This window comes from Bradyrhizobium tunisiense (assembly GCF_042263385.1).
GTDB classification, from domain to species: domain Bacteria; phylum Pseudomonadota; class Alphaproteobacteria; order Rhizobiales; family Xanthobacteraceae; genus Bradyrhizobium; species Bradyrhizobium tunisiense.
In genome coordinates this window covers 202,626-224,191 of record NZ_JBHLEV010000002.1, presented here as the reverse complement: position 1 = coordinate 224,191, position 21,566 = coordinate 202,626, and the positions used below count along the sequence as shown (strand labels likewise).

Annotated in this window: 12 protein-coding genes and 2 pseudogenes; 5 read left to right on the top strand and 9 right to left on the bottom strand. The window is 60.4% G+C overall.

The window, feature by feature from the left end; translation table 11 throughout:
* Positions 1-535 precede the first annotated feature (535 nt).
* Positions 536-805 (bottom strand): annotated as a pseudogene (locus ACFDR6_RS08350) (hypothetical protein); the annotation flags it as partial.
* A gap of 614 nt (positions 806-1,419) precedes the next feature.
* A complete protein-coding gene (locus ACFDR6_RS08345; RefSeq protein ID WP_317239999.1) occupies positions 1,420-2,109 on the bottom strand; it encodes a response regulator transcription factor in 690 nt (229 codons plus the stop codon).
* 942 nt (positions 2,110-3,051) lie between these two features.
* Between ACFDR6_RS08345 and ACFDR6_RS08340 the strand changes: the two genes are divergently transcribed.
* The gene (locus tag ACFDR6_RS08340) at positions 3,052-3,396 is read left to right on the top strand and encodes an H-NS histone family protein (protein WP_317240000.1); all 345 of its coding nucleotides are present in this window, start codon (positions 3,052-3,054) and stop codon (positions 3,394-3,396) included.
* Positions 3,397-3,439: 43 nt separating this feature from the next.
* Here ACFDR6_RS08340 and ACFDR6_RS08335 read toward each other — a convergent pair whose 3' ends face one another.
* Complete coding sequence (locus tag ACFDR6_RS08335) at positions 3,440-3,661, bottom strand: hypothetical protein (protein WP_375847664.1); 222 nt, start codon at positions 3,659-3,661, stop codon at positions 3,440-3,442.
* A gap of 371 nt (positions 3,662-4,032) precedes the next feature.
* Between ACFDR6_RS08335 and ACFDR6_RS08330 the strand changes: the two genes are divergently transcribed.
* Positions 4,033-5,112, top strand: a complete 1,080-nt coding sequence (locus tag ACFDR6_RS08330) for a hypothetical protein (protein ID WP_317240002.1) — start codon at positions 4,033-4,035, stop codon at positions 5,110-5,112.
* Here the strand turns inward: ACFDR6_RS08330 and ACFDR6_RS08325 are convergent.
* Together ACFDR6_RS08325 and ACFDR6_RS08320 are read right to left on the bottom strand one after the other, a co-directional pair.
* Positions 5,109-5,507 carry a VOC family protein gene (locus tag ACFDR6_RS08325; protein ID WP_317240003.1) on the bottom strand — a complete coding sequence of 133 codons (399 nt, stop codon included), beginning with the start codon at positions 5,505-5,507 and terminating at the stop codon, positions 5,109-5,111. The two genes, ACFDR6_RS08330 and ACFDR6_RS08325, sit on opposite strands and share 4 nt — an antisense overlap.
* A 240-nt stretch (positions 5,508-5,747) precedes the next feature.
* Complete coding sequence (locus tag ACFDR6_RS08320; protein ID WP_375858025.1) at positions 5,748-6,332, bottom strand: GNAT family N-acetyltransferase; 585 nt, start codon at positions 6,330-6,332, stop codon at positions 5,748-5,750.
* A gap of 126 nt (positions 6,333-6,458) precedes the next feature.
* Between ACFDR6_RS08320 and ACFDR6_RS08315 the strand changes: the two genes are divergently transcribed.
* From ACFDR6_RS08315 to ACFDR6_RS08305, 3 genes are all read left to right on the top strand, one after another.
* Entirely contained in the window at positions 6,459-8,384 is a 1,926-nt protein-coding gene (locus ACFDR6_RS08315; protein WP_375858024.1) for an HAD-IIIC family phosphatase, read from the top strand.
* Positions 8,371-8,613: an acyl carrier protein gene (locus tag ACFDR6_RS08310; protein WP_317240006.1), complete on the top strand. Its 243-nt coding sequence runs from the start codon at positions 8,371-8,373 to the stop codon at positions 8,611-8,613. The genes ACFDR6_RS08315 and ACFDR6_RS08310 overlap by 14 nt, the downstream gene beginning before the upstream one ends.
* Positions 8,614-8,892: 279 nt before the next feature.
* Entirely contained in the window at positions 8,893-13,530 is a 4,638-nt protein-coding gene (locus ACFDR6_RS08305; RefSeq protein ID WP_375858023.1) for a DUF4082 domain-containing protein, read from the top strand.
* Positions 13,531-13,584: 54 nt separating this feature from the next.
* Here the strand turns inward: ACFDR6_RS08305 and ACFDR6_RS08300 are convergent.
* From ACFDR6_RS08300 to ACFDR6_RS08285, 4 genes and pseudogenes are all read right to left on the bottom strand, one after another.
* Positions 13,585-13,950, bottom strand: a pseudogene (locus tag ACFDR6_RS08300) (transglutaminase-like cysteine peptidase); the annotation flags it as partial.
* A gap of 1,068 nt (positions 13,951-15,018) precedes the next feature.
* Positions 15,019-16,332, bottom strand: coding sequence for an HlyD family type I secretion periplasmic adaptor subunit (locus tag ACFDR6_RS08295; protein ID WP_317240009.1), 1,314 nt, complete (start codon positions 16,330-16,332; stop codon positions 15,019-15,021).
* Positions 16,329-18,032, bottom strand: coding sequence for a type I secretion system permease/ATPase (locus ACFDR6_RS08290; RefSeq protein ID WP_317240010.1), 1,704 nt, complete (start codon positions 18,030-18,032; stop codon positions 16,329-16,331). The genes ACFDR6_RS08295 and ACFDR6_RS08290 overlap by 4 nt, the downstream gene beginning before the upstream one ends.
* Before the next feature lie 325 nt (positions 18,033-18,357).
* Positions 18,358-20,904 carry an Ig-like domain-containing protein gene (locus ACFDR6_RS08285; protein ID WP_375858022.1) on the bottom strand — a complete coding sequence of 849 codons (2,547 nt, stop codon included), beginning with the start codon at positions 20,902-20,904 and terminating at the stop codon, positions 18,358-18,360.
* Positions 20,905-21,566 lie beyond the last annotated feature (662 nt).

Sequence of the window (21,566 nt, the reverse complement as noted above, 5' to 3'; positions counted from 1 at the left end):
TGCCGCCTTGCGCAGCTCGCGCTGACGTACTTTCCTCTCGACCTACCCGCTCTCTGAGCTTCTCAAGCTCGGCGAGTTGGGAGACAAGCGCTTCGAGACGCTCTCGAAGGAGAGCCCCGGGATCGCCGGCTTGAAAGTGGCTATTCATGACGCGCCTCCTGATCGACGTTCTTGGGAAGAAGTCGCCCAACTTCGAGAGTCGGGAAAATTATGCAATTCCAGGACACGCGCACTAACATTTGGCAAGTTGCGTTCGCAAAAGAGCTGCGGCAGTGCGTCAAGAGGCCGCTCGGCTGTTTAGATCTGCTTTCGGCCAGTGTTCAGCGCGCCGGAGCAAAGGGCCCAGCCTTGCCTAGCCGTATAGCGCCCACAGCCTCGCCGGGCTGAGAGGCTCCTACCGGCCGGTCTCGGTCGCACTGGAAATGCGAGTATTAGCTCCGGGGCAATCGGCCTTTCGCTTTTCCTCGTTCTCTTCTGCGCAATCGACCCCACCATTTGCGCTTGGAATTCCAGAGCTGCCGCCGGTTGCGAAGGGCCCTTTGGCATTGCCTCCGCCAGGACCGGACCCGCCGCTACCCCCGGATCCGCCGCCGGATGTCCCTCCGGCACGAGAAGATCCGGCAGGACGACCGCCAGGTGATCCCCCACCCCCTGATGATCCGCCGCTGGAGCTCGGCGGCCCTGTCGCGGACGACCGATCATTGTCGAAGAACGATTGACTGCTGTCGCTATGCCTCGCCGCGTGCAGACCGCCCGAACGTGCAATGGCTTTTGAGGTCAGGGAGGTGGACAGAAGCAGCGTCATAACAGGGGGCGTCACGGTTGCAAATCTTCCGCAGGTTTTCAAAAACGCCCGCCGATCATCGTTTTCGTTGCCGTCTCGGGTCACGACGCCCTCCTCGATTTAAAACATTATTATATATTAAATTAACTCTCAACCACTAATTTTCTTGTCCTAATGGAGGTTGCTGAACGTGTCCCGGCCGTAACGCCGGCACTTTCCGCCGTGCTGCCCGATTCCTCAGCGCACCTTGCCGCCGCGAAAATTGATGGTTGCGCCCTATCATTTAATTTAATTAATTTATTTAACTGCCAGTGCGCGGTTTAGCTGAAGGATCATTGCTAATGCCACTGCAATTCTACCGACCCCTCCGGGACTTGGAGATCTGGAGTGCGAACAGCCACGGGTTCTCGTTCGTGATCAGTTTCGGAGCCCCGGAAGGTCCAGGCTTTCACGGACGCTTCGGCTACCTGGCGAGTTGGCGTCCGCTTCACAACAACCAGGTCGCGATCAAGATTGGCGGATCGCCCTTTCGAACGTTGGCCGAGGCCGAAGGGGCCTGCCGCGACATGATTGAGCATCTGGCCCCGGGATAGACCGGCCCACACGCACACTCCCGAAGGCGCCAGACGTACCCGTCAATTCGCGCTGGCCGGATTCTGACGCAACAGATCAAGGGAATCCAGCTCACCCGGCGCTGCATGCAGTTCGCTTCGCGAAATCGCCAAAGCCGCAAGAACCGTACGATTGCTGATATCCAGCTTCTGGAAGATATGATGAAGGTGGACCTTGATCGTGCCGTCGGAAAGATTCAACCGACGCCCAATCTCCTTGTTCGATAGCCCCTCCGATACGAGCCGCATGATCTGCCGCTCCCGGTCAGTTAGTTGTGTCAGGGGCTTCACACCGGCCCGGGGGTCATCGCTGACCGGCCCAGTGCTCGGCGAGGCCGCCGCTTGGCCTTGGGCTGTTTTCCGCAGGGTTGCGACCAGCATCTCGACGTCCGAATCCTTCGAGAGGACGATGCAGGGGCCATCCAAGGCCAGCCTTTGCAACTCACTGTCGCCCATAATACCGGTGAAGAAGATTATCGGAGCACGTGGGTCGACCTCGTTTGCAGGGGCGAGGATCTGCCGTCGATTGAAGTCGGGCAGTGCAGCATCGACAAGCGCGACGTCCGGCGTAAGAAATCGAATTGCCTCGATACAGCTTGCGCCATTGCTGCAAGAAGCAACGACCGCAAAATCATGCTGCGCCGCAAGAACGCTCCTGATCCCTTGCAAGACGATCGGGTGTCGATCAGCGATGACAATTCTGATACGGCGCATGCTTCCCTTGCCTGTTGCTATCAACCCCGCTTGCGGCCGCTTAATCCGACCCTCCTTTTGAGACGCGCGAGATATAACCGTTCAGCTCCGTCATAACGTCGCAGGATCTCAGGCCTGAGACAGCACCGGGCGGCAACGCTTGATGGCCACGCTACCGTAGCTCGCTCAGAGAATGAGTGCAGCACCGTAACAATGCGGTGCTCGACGCAAAACTTAAAACCGCGAACTCTTCGAGGATAGTGACTTTTCCTCTGCAATTTTTGATAGCCGCGATCTTACAATTCACTCCAAGGATGTCATTAAGCTACTGTTCGGAGCATTACTATTATGGTCAACATCCAACTAACTTGGCTAGAGCCGGATATTACCAACGATATATAGGGACATTCACGATTCAAATCTAACATTCGACGAAGTTTCACTGAGCGAGGGCCGTTCATGAAGGCCCCCCGCGGAAAGAGAGGTGAAAACGTATTACTATTCATCAATGCAACGACTGGGAATCAAGGACAGACCAAGGCTGCGGTTGATCGCAGCCCGTGTAGTACCAATGAAGTGCCGCGCTTGAAGCTGAATTTCGTCATGTCAGCAATTTCAATGAAAAGCACGGTCGTCGTTGGCCATGAGTAGGTGGTCACATGTATTCTTCGGCAGTTTTGCGTCAAACACATAAGGCCCTTATCGTTCAATTCACCGAATTGCAGAACTTACGTAATCGCGTGTTGAAAGCTGAGCAGCGATTGCTTGAGCCCAAGCGACGAGCCTCCGGACGGAGGGTGCTTGGGAAGCGACCGCGCCGTCGGGGACGCAGTCTCAACCGCTAGCACCAAGTACTGCGCTGCACACGAGCGTCAGCGCGGGCGCGGATCGCGCTTGCCCAACCCTGGTATGACCTGATAATCCCCCTCCGCTTCGATTCGAAAGTAGCTGGGGACGGCTTCCATGGAGAAGGGTGACTGGGCCAACTTGGCCACAGCGGAGCTGTGGCGGCTTTACGATGAGGTCACGACCCTTCTCAGTCGCAGGATGACCGCGGAAAAGGCCAAGCTCGAAGAGCGGCTGCGCAAGATTGAGGGGACCGCCGCTTCGTCCCCAAACCGGGAACGTCAGCGCCGCCCCTACCCCCCGGTGCTACCGAAATATCAGAACCCGAAGAACCCGTCAGAAACCTGGTCCGGTCGCGGCAAGCAACCTCGATGGCTCAAAGCGCAGCTACGAGCTGGTAAGAAACTAAACGATCTCTTGATCGATCGCTCGTCCGCACAAAGGCGGCGCCGGACCGGCTGAGCCTCTGACCGTCACGGGCACGCCGGTGTCAGGACCGGGGATTTTAGCGAGTACCATCCTCTTTGCCGTTGGGGGTGCCGTCGCCACCACCGTTGCCCTTACCATTATTGCCCTGCACAATCTTTCCGCCAGAGCTGGCAATGGCGGTTGAGGTCAAAGAGGTCGAAAGCAGCAAAGTCATCACGGGCGGAGTGACGGCGGCAAATTTTCCGCAGCTCCTCAAGAACTCACGTCGGTCGTCACGGTCGCTGTCGAATTGGCTCATCGGCGCCATCCTGCGATTGTCGGACTTAAAAATAAGCGAATTCTAATGCGCCGCAAGTTAAATATGTTAATCTCCAGATATAAATTGCCAGCCTATCGGAAGCGACGCTGCCGTTGCGCACACGGCTGGAGGTGAATTCCTGGTCAAGTGCGGCCCGCAACGCCCCCGCAAGATGCGAGGGGCGACTTATACCATACGTGTTATACACACACGGCACGTTTGACTCTTTTAAATTAGAAACATTATAATTTTAATTCCTCAAATGAGGTGCATCACTCTTTGGCCGCCGCCTTTGTCGCAAACGAGCCTAGAGCAGCCACGGCACATCCGCAAAAACGACCCCTACTCTCAACTGGCGAAGGAAGCAGTCCATGATCGGAGCCGAGGCCGATGCAGCATTCGGGCAGTTTCGATCTGGCTTCGACACCGCCTTGCGACCGGGATTCTCATTGCCGCGTATGGGCGCCCTGATGAGCCGAGCCCTTACCGGAACCCTCCTGGACCTTTCGGAACTAACGGTTCTCACCGAGGCGGCGACGGGCGCGTATGCCGTGACGGCCGTTCTCGCATCGATGGCCGGAGCCAGGCACGTCTATGCCTTCACGAGAACCACGCCACACGGCACCTCGGCTGAAGCCAGGGAACAGACCCTAAAGCTCGCAGATTCGGTCGGTGTTGCCCATCGCATTGAGGTCTTGGAGCAGATCACCCCGGATATCCTCCACCAGACGGATATCGTAACCAATAGCGGCCACCTTCGGCCTCTTACCGCTGCGCTCATTGATGAGCTGCCAAAGGACGCCGTTATCGCCTTGATGTTCGAGGCCTGGGAATTTCGCCCCAAGGACCTCGACATGCAAGCATGCCTGCGGCGCGGAATTCCGATCGTCGGCGTGAACGAACGCCATCAGTCAGTCGATGTCTTCTCGTTTCTCGGTCCGCTATGCGTGAAGCAACTGCACGATTGCGGTTTATCCGTTTACAAGAATCGCATTGCTGTGCTGTGTGACAATGAGTTTATTGGCTCGCTTCGCTCCGGTCTCGCCTGTTATGGAGCAAGTGTGGAGGTCTTCCACGACGTCCGGGCTGTGTTTCGGGACCAGTGGGATGCAATCATCGTTGCGCTGCGACCGACGGCTGAGCCTCGTATCGGTTCGCCGGAAGCAGCTCACCTCGCTGCGTGCGCGCCCGCTGGTGCCATTGTCGTGCAGTTCTGGGGCGATGTAGATCGATCCGCATTGTCAGCAAATGGCCTGGGCGTTTGGCCAACAGAGCCTCCGGGACCGGGGCATATGGGCATTCTGCTGTCGGAGATCGGCCCTGAACCGATCGTGAGATTGCAGGCAGGCGGACTACGCGCTGCCGAGTGGGTTCGGCGCAGCAGAACTGTTTCGTCTGATGGACTCGCGCAACTCGTTACGCAGCATTCCGGTCAACCGCCTATTTGCTAGGCCTTCGCCTCGATGAGCTCGATGAGCGTGAGCGTTGCGGAGGCTAGAAACACTATGCGGCGCTTGTCGAACGCAACTGCGGGCGCAGGTGAGGATACCGGAAGATATTGCTGCGCCCTGAAGCAGGCGATCGCTTCGTCGAGGCGAGCCACTTCGTAGGCAAGATGGTAAAATTTACTGCCGCGCTTCAGGACCCCCGCCACGGGGGATTCTGCGCCGGCCGGCTCAATGAGCTCCAGGCGCGGACCGCCGCCTGATACGAATTGAATGCGAACCTGCTGGATCTGGTCCTCAAACATAGGTCCTTCGGGACTGTAGCCAGCCACCGCCAGTTCGGGCAACTCCGCCGCGATGTTTCGGCACGCCATTCCCACATGATGAAAATGCAACTCCATCTGCTGTTCCTCTCGTCCTTGGCCCGTTCGGCCGGACTAGAAAGACCGGGATTGTCGATCCTCGCGCGCAGGTAATCGACAGGAAATTTCCTCCGGTGCTGCGCAGACCGGACGAGGCAAAGGATCCATGATCCAGGCGCTGTCATGGGGTGCCCAGGAGCAGCTCCCAACTCCAGCGTGAATCCGCCGCCTCGGGAGCGCGAAGGGTTGCTCCTGCTGATCGTTGGCCGCTCGGACAATTTAACTTTCGCGCGCATCGAAGAGCAGCGCCGACCATGCCTGCTTCAACCGCGGATAATCTTCGCGCGACATTCGAAACGTGATCACGTCATCGCCGTTCCACCAAGCATTCGGTGCAATCTTTTCGATCTGGAAACCAAGGCGAATATGGAAGTTCTTTGCGGGCGCGTTCTTACTTTGCACTTTGGCGACGACGACCGAAAGTCCGAGCTGCTCGAATGCAAACGCAAATAGCAGGTCGAATATCTCTGCCAGGAAGAGACGCGCGCCGGGATCGACGATCAACCGCGCGACTTCGCCCTGTCTCGCCGCGAAATCCAGGTTGCCAAGCGCGATGCTGGCAGCCGGCTTCTTAGAGCGCTTGAATTCTGCAATGAAATAGTAGTCGTCCACCCTCGCCTGATATTTCCGGAAAAATTCTTCCTGCTGGGCCAAGGTCAGCTTTTCGCGGGTCAGGAACTTGCCGAGAATGGGATCGTTCCGCCAAGCGATGATTTGCGCGGAATCCTCCAGTCGGACCTCTCGCAGGAACAGGTTATTTCCTTCGGGAAGGCGTTTGAGATTCTCCGCCTTGGTGAAAAGCATGCCTGTGCTCGGCGGCTCCTGTCCCACGTGCGCCGTCATGTATTTATTGCACCTTAACAAGACATTTAAATTTATTTAATTGACCCGAGCTCTACCATTATTTAATGTAGATGGCAATCAATCAAAATGATGCCGCTGTCCTCGATGGAGGCCACCATTCTCGCCGTTGCAGCCGTATTTCCGGACCAGCCCATCACTGATGCCGAGCTCAAATCCCTGGCGTTATCTGGCGATGTCGCGTTCTGGGGGCATCTCGTCGCCCGCTCGCGGCAAGCGTCGAGCTTTTCCGAGCTGTTCTTTCTGTCGACGCTCCGAAAAAAGGCGAAGCTCCATGCGCCCGATAGCGCCCGGCCACGACTCCGCCTCGCCTTGATTGGAGGCTACAACCTTTATCCGTTGCACGAGCTGGTCGAACATCTCCTGGCCATTCGTGGGGTCGAGTGCGAGCGCTTCCTCGGCGATTACAACAATTTCGTCTCGGAAATCCTCGACGGCTCGAGCCCACTCTACGCCTTCAAGCCGGATCTCGTCTTCATATTGCCGAGCGCGAACCACTGCCGATTTTCCGGTTCGCTCCTCAATGCCGTGGAACATCAGCGCGAAGCCGCAATCGGCGCCGCCGAGCACCTCCTCAACCTCGCGCAGACTTTCACCGAGCGCTCAAGCGCGGTGGTGATCCTCGCCAATTTTGCGCTGCCGGGCGATCTCGATCTCGGCTCGTTTCGGTCACGCACGCTTGGTGCCGATTGGAGTTTCCGAAAGGCGGTAAACCTCGAGCTCGGGCTCCGGGCCCCAACGGACGTGCAAATCTGCGACATCGAGTTCCTCTCGGCGCGCCGGGGAATCTCAGCCGCGGCGGACGCGCGAGCGTGGTATGAATCCAAGCAGCTCGGCTCACCTGACTTTCTGGTCGACATCGCGCAAGAGCTGAGCCATCTGATCGCCTCCCGGAAGCAAGGCCCCAAGAAGGTATTGGCAATCGATCTCGATCACACGCTGTGGGGCGGCGTGATCGCGGAAGACGGTGTCGAGGGAATCGAGCTCGGCGATTCCTCTCCTCGCGGCGAAGCTTTCAAGGCCTTCCAGAAGTACCTGCTTGGGCTTTCCCAGCGCGGCGTCCTGCTTGCGGTATGCAGCAAGAACGATCATGAGCGCGCGGTCGAAGTTTTCGAGAAACATCCCGAGATGGTTCTCCGCCTGGAGCACTTCGCAGCCTTCAAGGCGAATTGGGACCCGAAATCCGACAACCTGCAGCGGATCGCGGATGAACTCGGCCTTGGTCTGGATAGCTTCGTGTTCGCCGACGACAACCCGGCTGAAATCGAGATTGTCCGTCAATTTCAGCCCCAGGTCGCAGGCGTTCTCCTCGGGCCAGACCCCGCCGAATTCATCAGCCGCCTGCAGGCCGGGCGACATTTCGAGCCACGGAACGTTACCGAGGAGGACCTCGAGCGAACGGCGCAGTACAGGCAAGAACGGCGACGTGCGGAGCTCGCGGCGAGCGTAACCGACATGCCGGCCTACCTCGCCTCGCTTGAGATGCGAGGCAGGATCAAGGAGTTCGATATCCTCGACGTCCCCCGCATTGCCCAGCTGGTCGCGCGCAGCAACCAGTTTAACCTGACGACGGTCCGTCGGTCCGAGACCGAGATCCAGGGACTTCTAGGAAGGCCGGACTACCGGTGCTTCACGATGCGGCTGGAGGATCGGTTCGGTGATTCTGGGCTCATCTCCGTAGTCATTGCCAAGATCGAGAACGGCGTCTTCATTCTCGATACCTGGCTCATGAGCTGCCGCGTGCTCAAGCGCCAGGTCGAGGACGAGATCATGAACGAGATATTTCGACTTGCAGAGGCAGCCGGTTGCGTGAAAGTGCGCGGCATTTATCTCCCGACTGCCAAAAACGGGATCGTCGCCGGAATCTACGAGGAATTCGGCTTCGCGCGTGGGAAAGACTCCGCCGCCAGAAAAGAATTCGAGCTCGAGGTAGAGAACTATCAGATGCGCTCGACAACGATCCGCGTGACCCGGAGGGCTTATGAAGCAGGCTGAGATATTGGCGAAGCTGCAGGAGGTGTTCGACGGGATATTCCTGGAGAAGGTCGCGGCCAAGCCCGAGCTCTCGGCGGCCGATGTCGAGGAGTGGGACTCGCTCATGCAGATCTCCCTCGTCATCGCCGTCGAGCAGAAGTTTCGCGTCCGATTTCGGGTTGGCGAGGTCGAGGCGGCGCGCAACTTGGGTGAGTTTGCCGATCTGATCGCGAAACGGATGGAGGCATAAGGGCTGGGACTCGAAGGTAAAACGCGGGAATCGCGGCGCGCCAGCTTTTGGTGTCGGCGTACGCCCGACCGATTCGCATAGCTGCTGCGACCGTTCGTCTGAGAGGGAGCGGAAGCCACGCCAACCAGCTTTTCATGAACTCAGAGGAAACCAGCAGCACATCCTTCAAGAGAAATCTACCTTCGCGCACGTGCTGATCGCTTCTAATTTTGGAAACTTCGATTTCGGCCGTTTGATTTGTCAATTCACCAACAGGACTCGACTGCGCGGAGAACAAAGATGGCAAGTTTGTTCACCACCCAGACTCCGGCCAACACCAATGCCACGGACGGGACTGGGGCGGATTATGAACTGGGGATGCGCTTCACCGCCGACACGTCCGGCGTGATCCAGGCAATCCGGTACTACAAGGCCTCGAACGAGACCGGCACCCATGTCGGCCACATCTGGTCGGCAACGGGCCAGGAGCTGGCGACCGTCACGTTCACCAATGAAGGCGCATCGGGCTGGCAGCAGCAGGCGCTCGCCACGCCGCTCACCATCGCCGCTGGCACGACCTACGTGGTCTCGGTCAATATCAACAGCTACTACGTCTCCACCACCCAGGGCTTCGCGTCCGGTATCAGCAATGGCGGCCTGAACGCGCCGGTCGGCGCCGGCGTCTTCGACTACGCCGAGGGCGTCTTCCCGACCGCGACCTATCAGAATGCAAACTACTTCCGCGACGTCGTGTTCGCTGCGAGCGCGACCAACCCTAACAACCACCCGGGCACGGTGAGCGTCAGCGGGACGCCGACGCAGAACCAGACCTTGACCGCGACGGTGAGCGATGCCGATGGCGTGCCAGCCAACATCACCTATCAATGGCAGCGAAGCACGAACGGCAACTCGTGGACCAACATCACGGGCGCGACGGCGAGCACGCTGACGCTCGGGCAGTCCCTGGTCGGCAGCTTCATACGTGTCAACGCCGTCTACACGGACTCCCTGGGCAGCAGCGAGACCCCGGTGAGCGCCGCGACCGCCACGAAAGTGGCCAATGTCAACGACGTCGGCATGGTCACGATCAGCGGCACGGCAACCCAGAACCAGACGCTGACGGCCAGCGTCGTGGATCCCGACGGCGTCCCGGCGAGCATCACCTATCGCTGGCAGAGCAGCCCCGACGGCACCACCTGGACGAATCTGTCCGCCACCACCGCGAGCCTCACCCTCGACAGCAGCCTCGTCGGCAAGCGGATCCGCGTAGACGCCACCTACACCGACCAACTCGGCGCGGCCGAGAACGTAACCAGCGCGGCCACGGCGACGGTCGGCGCCGCGAGCGCCACCACCACCCTGTTCACCACCCAGACTCCGGCCAACACCAATGCCACGGACGGGACTGGGGCGGATTATGAACTGGGGATGCGCTTCACCGCCGACACGTCCGGCGTGATCCAGGCAATCCGGTACTACAAGGCCTCGAACGAGACCGGCACCCATGTCGGCCACATCTGGTCGGCAACGGGCCAGGAGCTGGCGACCGTCACGTTCACCAATGAAGGCGCATCGGGCTGGCAGCAGCAGGCGCTCGCCACGCCGCTCACCATCGCCGCTGGCACGACCTACGTGGTCTCGGTCAATATCAACAGCTACTACGTCTCCACCACCCAGGGCTTCGCGTCCGGTATCAGCAATGGCGGCCTGAACGCGCCGGTCGGCGCCGGCGTCTTCGACTACGCCGAGGGCGTCTTCCCGACCGCGACCTATCAGAATGCAAACTACTTCCGCGACGTCGTGTTCGCTGCGAGCGCGACCAACCCTAACAACCACCCGGGCACGGTGAGCGTCAGCGGGACGCCGACGCAGAACCAGACCTTGACCGCGACGGTGAGCGATGCCGATGGCGTGCCAGCCAACATCACCTATCAATGGCAGCGAAGCACGAACGGCAACTCGTGGACCAACATCACGGGCGCGACGGCGAGCACGCTGACGCTCGGGCAGTCCCTGGTCGGCAGCTTCATACGTGTCAACGCCGTCTACACGGACTCCCTGGGCAGCAGCGAGACCCCGGTGAGCGCCGCGACCGCCACGAAAGTGGCCAATGTCAACGACGTCGGCATGGTCACGATCAGCGGCACGGCAACCCAGAACCAGACGCTGACGGCCAGCGTCGTGGATCCCGACGGCGTCCCGGCGAGCATCACCTATCGCTGGCAGAGCAGCCCCGACGGCACCACCTGGACGAATCTGTCCGCCACCACCGCGAGCCTCACCCTCGACAGCAGCCTCGTCGGCAAGCGGATCCGCGTAGACGCCACCTACACCGACCAGCTCGGCACCGCCGAGAACGTAACCAGCCCGGCCACGGCGACGGTCGGCGCCGCGAGCGCCACCACCACCCTGTTCACCACCCAGACGCCGGTCAACACCAATGCCACCGACGGAGCGGCGGCGGACTATGAGTTGGGGATGCGCTTCACCGCCGACACGTCCGGCGTGATCCAGGCAATCCGGTACTACAAGGCCTCGAACGAGACCGGCACCCATGTCGGCCACATCTGGTCGGCAACGGGCCAGGAGCTGGCGACCGTCACGTTCACCAATGAAGGCGCATCGGGCTGGCAGCAGGCGGCCCTTGCCACGCCGCTCACCATCGCGGCCGGCACGACCTACGTGGTCTCGGTCAATATCAACAGCTACTACGTCTCCACCACCCAGGGCTTCGCGTTCGGCATGAGCAATGAGATCCTGAACGCGCCGGTCGGCGCCGGCGTCTTCGACTACACCGAGGGCGTTTTCCCGACCAACGTCTATCAGAATGCAAACTACTTCCGCGACGTCGTGTTCGCCCCGTCCAACATCATCGCGCTCCTCAACACGTCCACGATCTATGTCAGTGAAGGAGCCGGCACGGCTACCGTCACCGTCACACGCTCCGGCGACCTCTCGTCGCAAAACACCGTCGAGTACACGACGAACGAAATCGGCACCGCCGGAAGCGCGACGGCAGGATCGGACTTCATCCAGCCTACCTTCAACGGTCGGGCGAACACCGGCCAGATCGTCTTCGAACCCGGCGAGAGCACGAAGAGCTTCACCATCCCGATCGTCGACGATCAACTGACCGAAGGCAACGAAACGTTCGCCATCGGCCTTCAGAATCCCGGCTCCGGATCACTCGGAGCCGCACGCACTGTGCTCGTCACGATCGTCGACAACGATTCACCCGGCACAGTCGCAATGGCGGACGTTCTCCTGAGTGTTGCAGAGAGTAGTCCGACCGCGACCATTACGTTGCTGCGCAGCGGGCCTGTCAATCAAGCAGCCACGGTCGGCTTCACGACGAGCAGCGGCAGCGCACTCGCGGGATCCGACTACACGACCACATCCGGCACGGTGACCTTTGCCGCTGGACAGGTGAGCCAGACCATCTCGGTACCGATCGTCAATGACACGAGTCCGGAGAATGACGAGACCTTCACCGTCACCTTGAGCAACCCGACGGACGCCACTCTCGGCTCCCAGGCGACGACGACGGTGAAGATCCTGGATAATGACAACCCCGCGCTCGGCAACCTGGTGGGCGAGACCGCCGTGACGGGTCTGAACCAGCCTGCGGCGATGGACTGGACTCCCGACGGCCGCTACATGCTGGTCGCGCAGAAGGACGGCGTGGTGCGGGTGGTGGACAACGGCACATTGCGATCGACTCCGCTCATCGACCTTTCGAGCGAGGTCAATGATTCCGGCGATCGCGGGCTGCTGGGGATCGCCGTGAACCCGAATTTTGCAAGCGACCACTATGTCTACCTGCTCTACACTTACGATCCGCCCGAGACGGCTACTCAGAGCGGGCTCGCAGCGCCCGATGGAGCTGGCAATCGACCAAGCCGTCTTGTGAGAGTCACCGTCGACCCCACCACGATGATTGCCGATCCATCCAGCGAAGTGGTGCTGGTCGGCAAGAACAGCATCTGGGCCTATACCAGCCGTCCCGACGCGAACAGCGGCGGTGATCTCAGCATTGTTCCTTCCGGGATCGTCAACGGCAGCACAATCACGGCTCCCGCGAGCCAGATTGAGACGGGAGCGCAGGACAACGATCCCGACAGGGCCGGCATCCAGAACCAGAACATCCGTGACTATCTTGCAACCGACAGCGATTCGCATTCGATCGGTGCCGTTCATTTCGGTCCCGACGGCTATCTCTACCTCACGGTCGGGGATGGCACGTCGTACAACTTCGTCGATCCCCGCGCAGTGCGGGTTCAGGACATCCACAATCTCTCGGGCAAGCTCTTGCGGATCGATCCCATTACGGGTGAGGGAGCGCCCGGCAATCCGTATTATCAGGCCGGCGACCCAAACAGCAATCAGTCGAAAGTGTTCTACTACGGCGTTCGCAACGCGTACCGCTTCAGCTTCGATCCCGTCACGAATCTGCCTGTGCTCGGAGACGTGGGCTGGAACAACTGGGACGAGATCAATACGGGCCCCGCCGGCTCGAATTTCGGATGGCCTTACTTTGAAGGTCCGGACAAAACCGCCAGCTACCAGAACCTCTCCCAGGCGATCACCTTCTACGATAATGGCAACCGCAACAATTTGTCGGACCCGCCTGCCGTGTTCCCGATCCTGCCCCTTAGCCACGGGGCACCCGACAATGCCCATGTGATCACCGCGGGGGATTTCTATAACCAGAACACGATGTTCTTCGACGACGTCTACAACGGAACGATCTTCGCCGCGACCTTGGATGCGAACCGGCAGATCGCAAGCGTTCAGTTGGTGGACAACGTGCAAGGCATTGTGGACCTGCAGAAAGGGCCCGACGGCTGGCTCTACGGAGCCGACATATATGATGGCACGATCCGGCGTTGGGTGGACTCTACCGCCGCCGGCAACACGCTGGGCCTCGCGGCATCCTGACGGCGGGCGCGTCAGCTCTCGCCTGTCGCCGGCTTCTGCCGCCCGCCGCAGGAATCATGCTCCTGAGCGGCCGGTCGTCGCCCACATTCGACTATCGCGCGGGGCCTGCATCCGGACCCAACCGTACGGTGCCCGCGACCAAGGCTTGATCTCTGGCGTTAGATTATCGAGGACCAGATCGCCAGTCCTGGCGCGCACCACGAGCACAAGGTGATGGTCTCCAGAACCCGTCACCACTTCGCTCAATAGCAAAACCCGCGCCGGCCAGCCACGTTTCAGCAGTTCATGACGCTTGCTCACTGCGTAGTCGTTGCAATCGCCGCGAGCCGGGTTAACGAGCCACTCCTCACCTGCTAGCCCGAGTTCGTTAAGTTGCGGAGCAATGGCCCGGTTCACTGCGCGATTGACTGCTTTCAGCTCTGCCCACCGTTCCTACGTCAGGCGGACCGGCCCGCCGCGGAAAAAGCGTCGCGGACGACATTCGGTCTCATAGCGCAGACAGAACACCGTGTAAGTGAGTGGCGGAAGCGTCGGGCGTCCCAGCTCGATGTGCGCGAGGTCCGCTTGGGGGCCCGCTGGCAAGGTCGACAACGCCAGCGCCCACTGAACGCCCCCGATCACGATCGCTATGGTTGCCGCGATGACCGGGCCCGAGGTTCGGCGCATCTGCCGATCCCCTCCGAACGCCAAACCATGTCGGGTCCAGCCGGCGCGGGCGGGCTTGACCGCAGAATCCAAGTTTAATATTCTATATATATCGCAATTTAAATGGCAATGGCAATATTTGCTAAATACAACCTACCTTTGCGAGAGACACGGTGACGGCGGTGGCCCCGCAAGGACGAGCGGTAATCAGACGAAGGGACGATGAGAGACGCCTCGATAGGCGCCGCTTGCCCTTGGTGGAAAGCGTTGTTGCTCGGCGCGACGCAGGTCGTGCGTCGCCATCGCGGGCAATAAATCGCCACCGACATATTTTATCTTTGATTTAAATATTTACCGGAGTGAACTTCCTCGAGCAGGACCTAGTTCACATGCCAGTCGAGCTACTCGTCATTCTGGGAGCCGAAGCTTCGATACTCGGATTCGTGGCCGCAATGAGCCTGCACGCCAGACGGATGGACGTACTGAGCGGACGATCGTTCGAGCATCCCACCGTCTCTGCGAGGGGCAACAAGCATCTCGCGCGGTTGAGCCATTCAATGACGCGCGATTTACTACGGTTGATCGGGAGGTGCGCGATCTCATTACGTTCGCTCCACCCGATGTCTTGCGGCGCGCCTATAGCCAGAATGCCGCGGCCCCTTCAAACCAGACCGCAGACTCCGGTCCGGTTTGAGGTGGGCGATCGTTGGACCGGCACGACCGCTCCCGGTGCTTGCGACCGCCCGGCCGTGCCTTCAGGAGCTGGTCGCACCACCGACGATCAGAGCAAGGGCGCCAGTCCCGAAGACATGCAGTCGAGCGCTGCTGCCATTTTGCACCAACTCAGCGCTCCTTGAACGCACGCCCGGCCTGATCCTGCAGCGGCTTGAGCAAGTATGAAAGCGCGGTCCGACCAGCCGTCTTGATGAAGACCTCGACCGGCATTCCGGGCAGCAGCTTGGCCGAGCCGAGCTTCGCCAACTCCTCCGGCTTCAGCAGGATGCGGCCCGTGTAATAACTCGTGCCTGCGCGCTGATCCTGCGTGATATCTGCCGAGACCATGCTGACCTCTCCGTCGATCTCCGGAGTGGTCTTCTGGTTGAACGCTGCGAAGCGCATTGTCGCGGTCTGCCCCACATAGACTTGGTCGATGTCGCGCGGTGCGATCTTGACCTCGATGGCAAGCGAGTCCGCGTCAGGTACGATCAGCATGATTTGCTCACCGGGCGAGATGACCCCGCCGATCGTGTGGACGCTAAGCTCGTGGACGCGGCCGGACTGTGGCGCCCTGATATCGATCCGATGCAATTGATCGACCGCCGCAGTCTTGCGCTCGCCCAGTTCGGAGAGCTTTGAGCGCGTTTCGATCAGGTCCTTGCCGACTTCCGTCCGCAGGTCCTGGTCGATCTGAATGATCTGGAGGCCGATTTCGGAGATCTTGCCTTTGGATTGCGCAATCATGCCGGCCAACTGGCTGCGCTCGCCTTCGATGCGCGCGGAGTCGCGTTCGAGGGAATTGAGCCGCGTGATCGGCACCAGATTCTTTTGCCAGAGGCTGCGCACGCCTTCCAGCTCCTGGCGGATGAATTCGACTTCCTTCTGCTTGGCCTCGGTCTGCCCCGTATAGCCCTTGATCTCGTTCTCCAGCTGTGCGCCTTTCTCCTGCAACTGCGCTTTCTGGCCGCTCCTTGCCTGACGGCGAAGGTCGAACAGCTTCCTCTCCGCAGTGACTACGCGGCTAGCCTCGGAGTTGCTCTCCTTGGCTCGGTCGAGCAGCACCTTGGGAAACACGAGCTGCTCGGCACCATCGCGCTCGGCCTCAAGACGAGCCTGGCGCGCGAGCAGCTCATCGATGCTGTTCGTGACGATCGTCGCATTGGCGAGCGTCTGAGTCTCGTCGAGGCGGATCAAAACGTCGCCCGCATTGACCCGATCGCCCTGGCGCACGCGCAACTCACCCACGATCCCGCCGGTGGCGTGCTGAACCTTCTTGACGCTCGAATCCACCACGACCACGCCCTGGGCGATCACCGCGCCCGACAGCTGGCTCGTTGTCGCCCAACCGCCGACCCCAAATGTCACCAGGCCGAACATGATCATACCGACGATCATGTAACGCTGGATGGACTGCATCGCCGGCGCCACCTGTCCGTTCATCGGTTGCCTCCTTGAGCTTCCGCTACCACCTTGAGCGGCACGGGGTTTCGCAACACCTTCTTCAGGACCTCCTCTCTCTTGCCGAAGGACTGAACCCTGCCTTCCCCGAGGCACAAGACGTGATCGACGCCTTCAAGCGCCTTCGGGCGATGCGCGACCACGACGACGATGCCGCCGCGGCGGCGCACGTTCAGGATCGCCTCGGTCAGCGCCTCCTCTCCCTCGGCGTCGAGATTGGAGGATGGCTCATCGAGCACGACCAGGAACGGTTTGCCGTAGAAGGCGCGTGCGAGCGCGATCCGCTGCCGCTGCCCCGCCGACAGCGCCAATCCTCCCTCGCCGATCTTCGTGCCGTAGCCGTCCGGAAACGAGAGGATGAGATCGTGCGCGCCCGCGGCATGCGCGGCCTCCAGAACAGCGGCGGCCGTCGCCTGCGGATCGAACCGCGCAATGTTCATCGCAACGCTGCCGTCAAACAATTCCACGTCCTGCGGCAGGTACCCGATGTGCTTGCCGAGGGCGTCGGAAGACCAGTGATCGAGTGCGGCGTTGTCCAGCCGTATGCGGCCTCGAATGCTCGGCCATACGCCCACCAGCGCACGTGCCAGCGTCGATTTGCCGGATCCGCTCGGCCCAATGATTCCAACTGCCTGCCCGCTCCGCAATTGGAACGACACTTCATTGACCGTGGGCCGCTCCGAGTTCGGCGCGCCAACATAGAGATGCTCGACGGTGAGAGTATCAACAGGAGGCGGCAATGCCAGCCGCTCCTCCTCGCCGGGGAGAAGCTTTAGCAAAGCATCGAGCCGTCGTCCGGATTGCCGCGCAGCGACGAACCCTTTCCAATTCGCAATGGCCATTTCGACGGGCGCCAACGCCCGCGCGGTGAGGATCGATCCGGCAATGATGATGCCGGCGGTCGATTCCTGGTTGATGACGAGGACAGCGCCGACCGCAAGAACCAGCGATTGCAGGATCGCTCGAAAGATCTTGGAGGCGCCCCCCAGCCCGTTAACGACGTCGCTGGCCCGCTCATGTGCCGCGAGGTACTTGGCGTTGACATCCTGCCAGCGCAACGCCGCTTGCTGCCGCATGCCCATGGCCTGCAGAACCTCGGCATTTCGCCTCCCCTCGAGCGCGAGTGCCGTTCGCGAGACCGCCAGACGCGAGGACGCCTTTGCCGGCCCACGCGTGCGCGTTTCGGTGAGCATAGTAGTGCCCATCAGCACCAGCGCGCCGGCCAGCGCAGTGACGCCAATCCAGAAGTGGAAAAAGAAGCAGACACCGAGATAGATCGGCATCCAGGGCAGATCGAACAGCGCGGTCGGCCCTCCGCTCGACAGGAAACCGCGGACCTGATCAAGATCCCGCACCGGCTGCAGGCCGTCGCCATCGGCCCTGGTCTTCAAAGGCAGACGAACAAGCGCGTCGAATATGCGAATTCCGAGCCTCTCATCGAAATAGCGACCGACCCGCGCGCTGATCCTGCTTCTGACGAAGTCGAGCCCACCCTGAAACAGGTAGAGCACCGTGGCCAGAACCATCAAGGCGATCAGCGTCGGTATGCTGCGCCCGGGCAGCACCCGATCATAGACTTGCAGCATGAAAAACGAACCAGTGAGCATGAGGAGATTGCTCATCCCGCTAAAGGCCGCGAGTGCCCAGAATATCCGGCGGCAAGACCGCAGGAATGCCGACATCTCCGACTGCGGCTCCTCATAGTTCTCCGCCGGTCCGAAGCGAGCGACGAATATCCGCTGCCGCAAGGCCTCAACGCCGCGCCTTGCCCAGTCGACTAGCCGCCACGTCGGCCGTTCGGCATCATCTGCCAACTGGCGCCCGGACGACCATAGTCCTGACAAATGCAAAAGTGGAATTCGATAGAGATTCGCGGGCGGGGGGAATACCCCCCGCCGCCCAACGTCAGTCATGACACCTGCCCTTTAGTGATGCCTTTGTCGGGCGATCCCCAAGTGATCCCCCGAGGCAGTTATTGAGTACCAAATCGTAATGGCCGACCTTCTCCTACGCGAAGTGGAAGTCGTGGCTGTTCAGCTTGTCGAGCTGCGTGTTCTTCAGCGTGAGCGTATCGCTCCCGGTCGCGACCACGACGTCGGCGCCCGACTGAGTCGCGTGGGAGAGAACGCTCGCAAAACTGTCGAACACACTCTTGCTGAACTCGATCGTGTCGTGCGCAGGACCGCGGGCAACGAACCCCTTGATGACGTCGTTGCCGAAGTTTGCGCCAAACACGAAAGTGTCGGCCTGGCTGCTGCCAACGAAGGTGTCATTGCCTGAGGTGCTCTTCAGGGTCGTGTTGCCTGGGGAGGCTACCAACGTACTGCCCGCAGCAGCAACGGTGCTGTTGGTTGCAGTGGACGACGTAGCTACGCTGGACGTACCGATCTGCCCGTCACCGTTCAGATCCTGATGGAAGCCGGTCTCGAGTGACTTGAGGCCGGAGTTCGTACCCGACACGGAGCCGCCCGACGCGGAGCCGGTCAGGGAGCTGACATGGGAGACGTAGTTGCCGTTGTTGTCGACGTTCCAGGCCGTGTACTGACCCGTGCTCGCCTCCTTCCAAGCAACCTGATAGCCCGTCGCCGTCTTCTCCGCACCAATGGGAGTCCAGGTGCCATCTGACCCGCTCACGAAATCGGCACCGCCATCCTTCAAGGAGGGGCCCGTTCCGCTGCTGCCGTTGAGGTAGAATTTGCCGCCGCTCTCAACGAGACTTGTCACACCAGCAGACTCGACTACTTTGCCAGTGGTCGGCGCTGGCGACGTCGGTGCGGTGGCAGTGGAAGTACCGATCTGACCGTCACCGTTCAGATCCTGATGGAAGGTGGTCTCCAGCGATTTCAGGCCAGAGTCCGTACCCGACACGGAGCCGCCCCACGTTGACCCGGTCAGGGTGTCGACATGGGAAACGTAGTTGCCGTTGGTGTCGGTGTTCCACGCCGTGTACTGACCGGTGCTGGCCTCCTTCCAGACAACCTCATAGCCAGTCGCGGTCTTCTCCGCACCAATCGGTGCCCAGGTGCCATCCGACCCCTTCACAAACGCCACACCGTTGTCCTTCAGCGTAGGGCCCGAGCCGGTGCTGCCGTTGAGGTAAAATTTGCCGCTGCTCTCAACGAGAGTTGTCGAGCCAGCCGACTCGACTACCGTACCGGCAGTCGGCGCGGTCGGTGACGTCGGCGAGGTCGGTGTGGCCGGGGCCGAGCTGCTGATGCTGGCCGTGACCACCGTGGACGCCACGCTGGTATTGCCTGCCACGTCCGTTGCCTTCGCGGTGAGGCTGTGCGCACCGGCTGCAAGGGTGGTGGAGGTATAGGCCCACGCACCGCTGCCGTCCGCCGTCGCAGTCCCGATCTGGGTCGTGCCGTCGAACACCTTCACGACGCTGCTCGCTTCGGCCTTGCCCGACAACACCGCCTGATTGGCGCTGTTAACGGTATTGCTGGCGATGGTCGGCACAGTCGGCGCCGTGGTGTCGACGGTGACTGCCAACGCAGACGATGCCGCACTGGTCTGCCCCGACGAATTGGTCGCCGTTGCGGTGAGTGTATGCTTGGCGTCAGTAAGGACCTTTGTGATGTAGTCCCAATTGCCGCTCGAATCCGCAGTCGTCGAACCGAGCTGGGTCGTACCGTCGTAGATCTTGACCGTGGTGCCCGCCGCAGCGGAACCCTTGAGCTCGATGGTGTTGTCGTTGGTGATCTTGTCACCGGCGGTGCCGCTATCGGTCGAGAACGACGCGATGACAGGAGCGGATGGTGCAGTCGGGGCAGATGGGGCTGAGCCCGAGCCGCTGTTCGCCGACGTGTTGAGCGTCGCGATCAGGGTCTCGCTGTCATTGACGTTGCCGGTGTAAACGGGAGTGTTGCCGGTGAATGCGGTCGGGCCCCAATAGCCTCCGCCCATATGATTGTTTGTGATCGACACTCCCGTGACCGATCCGCCGTTGAACTGGGCCGAGCTGTAGATGTTGTAGCCACCACCGTACAGCAGGTTGTTGTCGACAGTGACGTTCGAGACGGGCCCGAAGTAGTTGTCGATCATGATCGCCGCCGTTTGGGTATGGTCATTGATGACCGTGTTATGGCGGATGGTGATATCGTAGTTCTTCCCGTCGATCGAGATTCCGTCATAGTGCGGCGATCCCGACGCAATCATATCGTGGATGTAGTTGTCCTGGATGAGGGTATTCCCTCCATCCACCCCGATCCCGTTCTCGACATTGTAGATGTTGTTAGCGATGAACGTCCCTTGACCCATGATTCCATAGTCGCCGTCGTTGCCCGTGCCGACGCCATTGATCTCATTGTGCTGGATCACCGCTCCGGTCACGCCCGTCGCAACCCTCACGGCGTAGAACGCGTCGGTCGTAACCTTGCAGTTCTCCAACGTGACGTTCGGAGCGTTGATGAAGACCGATCCGTGGATGTCGAGGCCGCTGATCACGGCGCCCGCCGTGTCGATTACGAGATCCCCGTAGTGTGGAGTGAGGGTCACGCCCGCCGACACCCCAGTGTTCGTAGCATCAGGCCACGCAGTCGTCGTTGCCAAGATATATTCTCCTTTGCAGTTAAATCGAACGTGCAGTGCACGTGGGCGCGATTATCCCCAAGACGCGCCACGGCCGGTGTCATGCTCCATCGGCGGGGGCTTTTTTGGGACAAGATGGCGGCGCCACTTGGGTCATTTTCTGGATACCCGCTCGAACAATTCAACCGGATTAAAAAAAACCGAAGCATCACCGCTATATAAGCTGCAATAGATTGCGGGTGTTCGCGCGTTGCCACAAGAGCACACCTCGAACTTATTCACTTTTATCTTCTGGCGTTGACAACAAGCATGCGTCCCGCCGCCGTTGGCCTTATATTTCTCGATTTAATTTTCGTTATATAAGTGCTCGACCTCATCTAAAGCTCGCTGTCAGAACGCCGCCTGACCGCGAATGGCTGGGTCGAACCGTTAGATCTTCCGGACCTCGTTCGGATTCGTCAGCAGAGCTCGGGCAGGAGCTGCGCATCCACTGCCAACACGCACGTGAGATATGGCAATCGAACTCGCTTGAGGAGCTGTCAGGAGCGCGGCCAATCCGGTTGCGTGGCCGTAGCGTCTCTTAAAGCGCGCGCTGAGTCCTCGTGCCTCTGCAATCGACGGCCGCTGAGGCCAGGCTCGCAGCGCTGTCCCGGCAAGCTACGTTTGAAGATACAGCCATTACC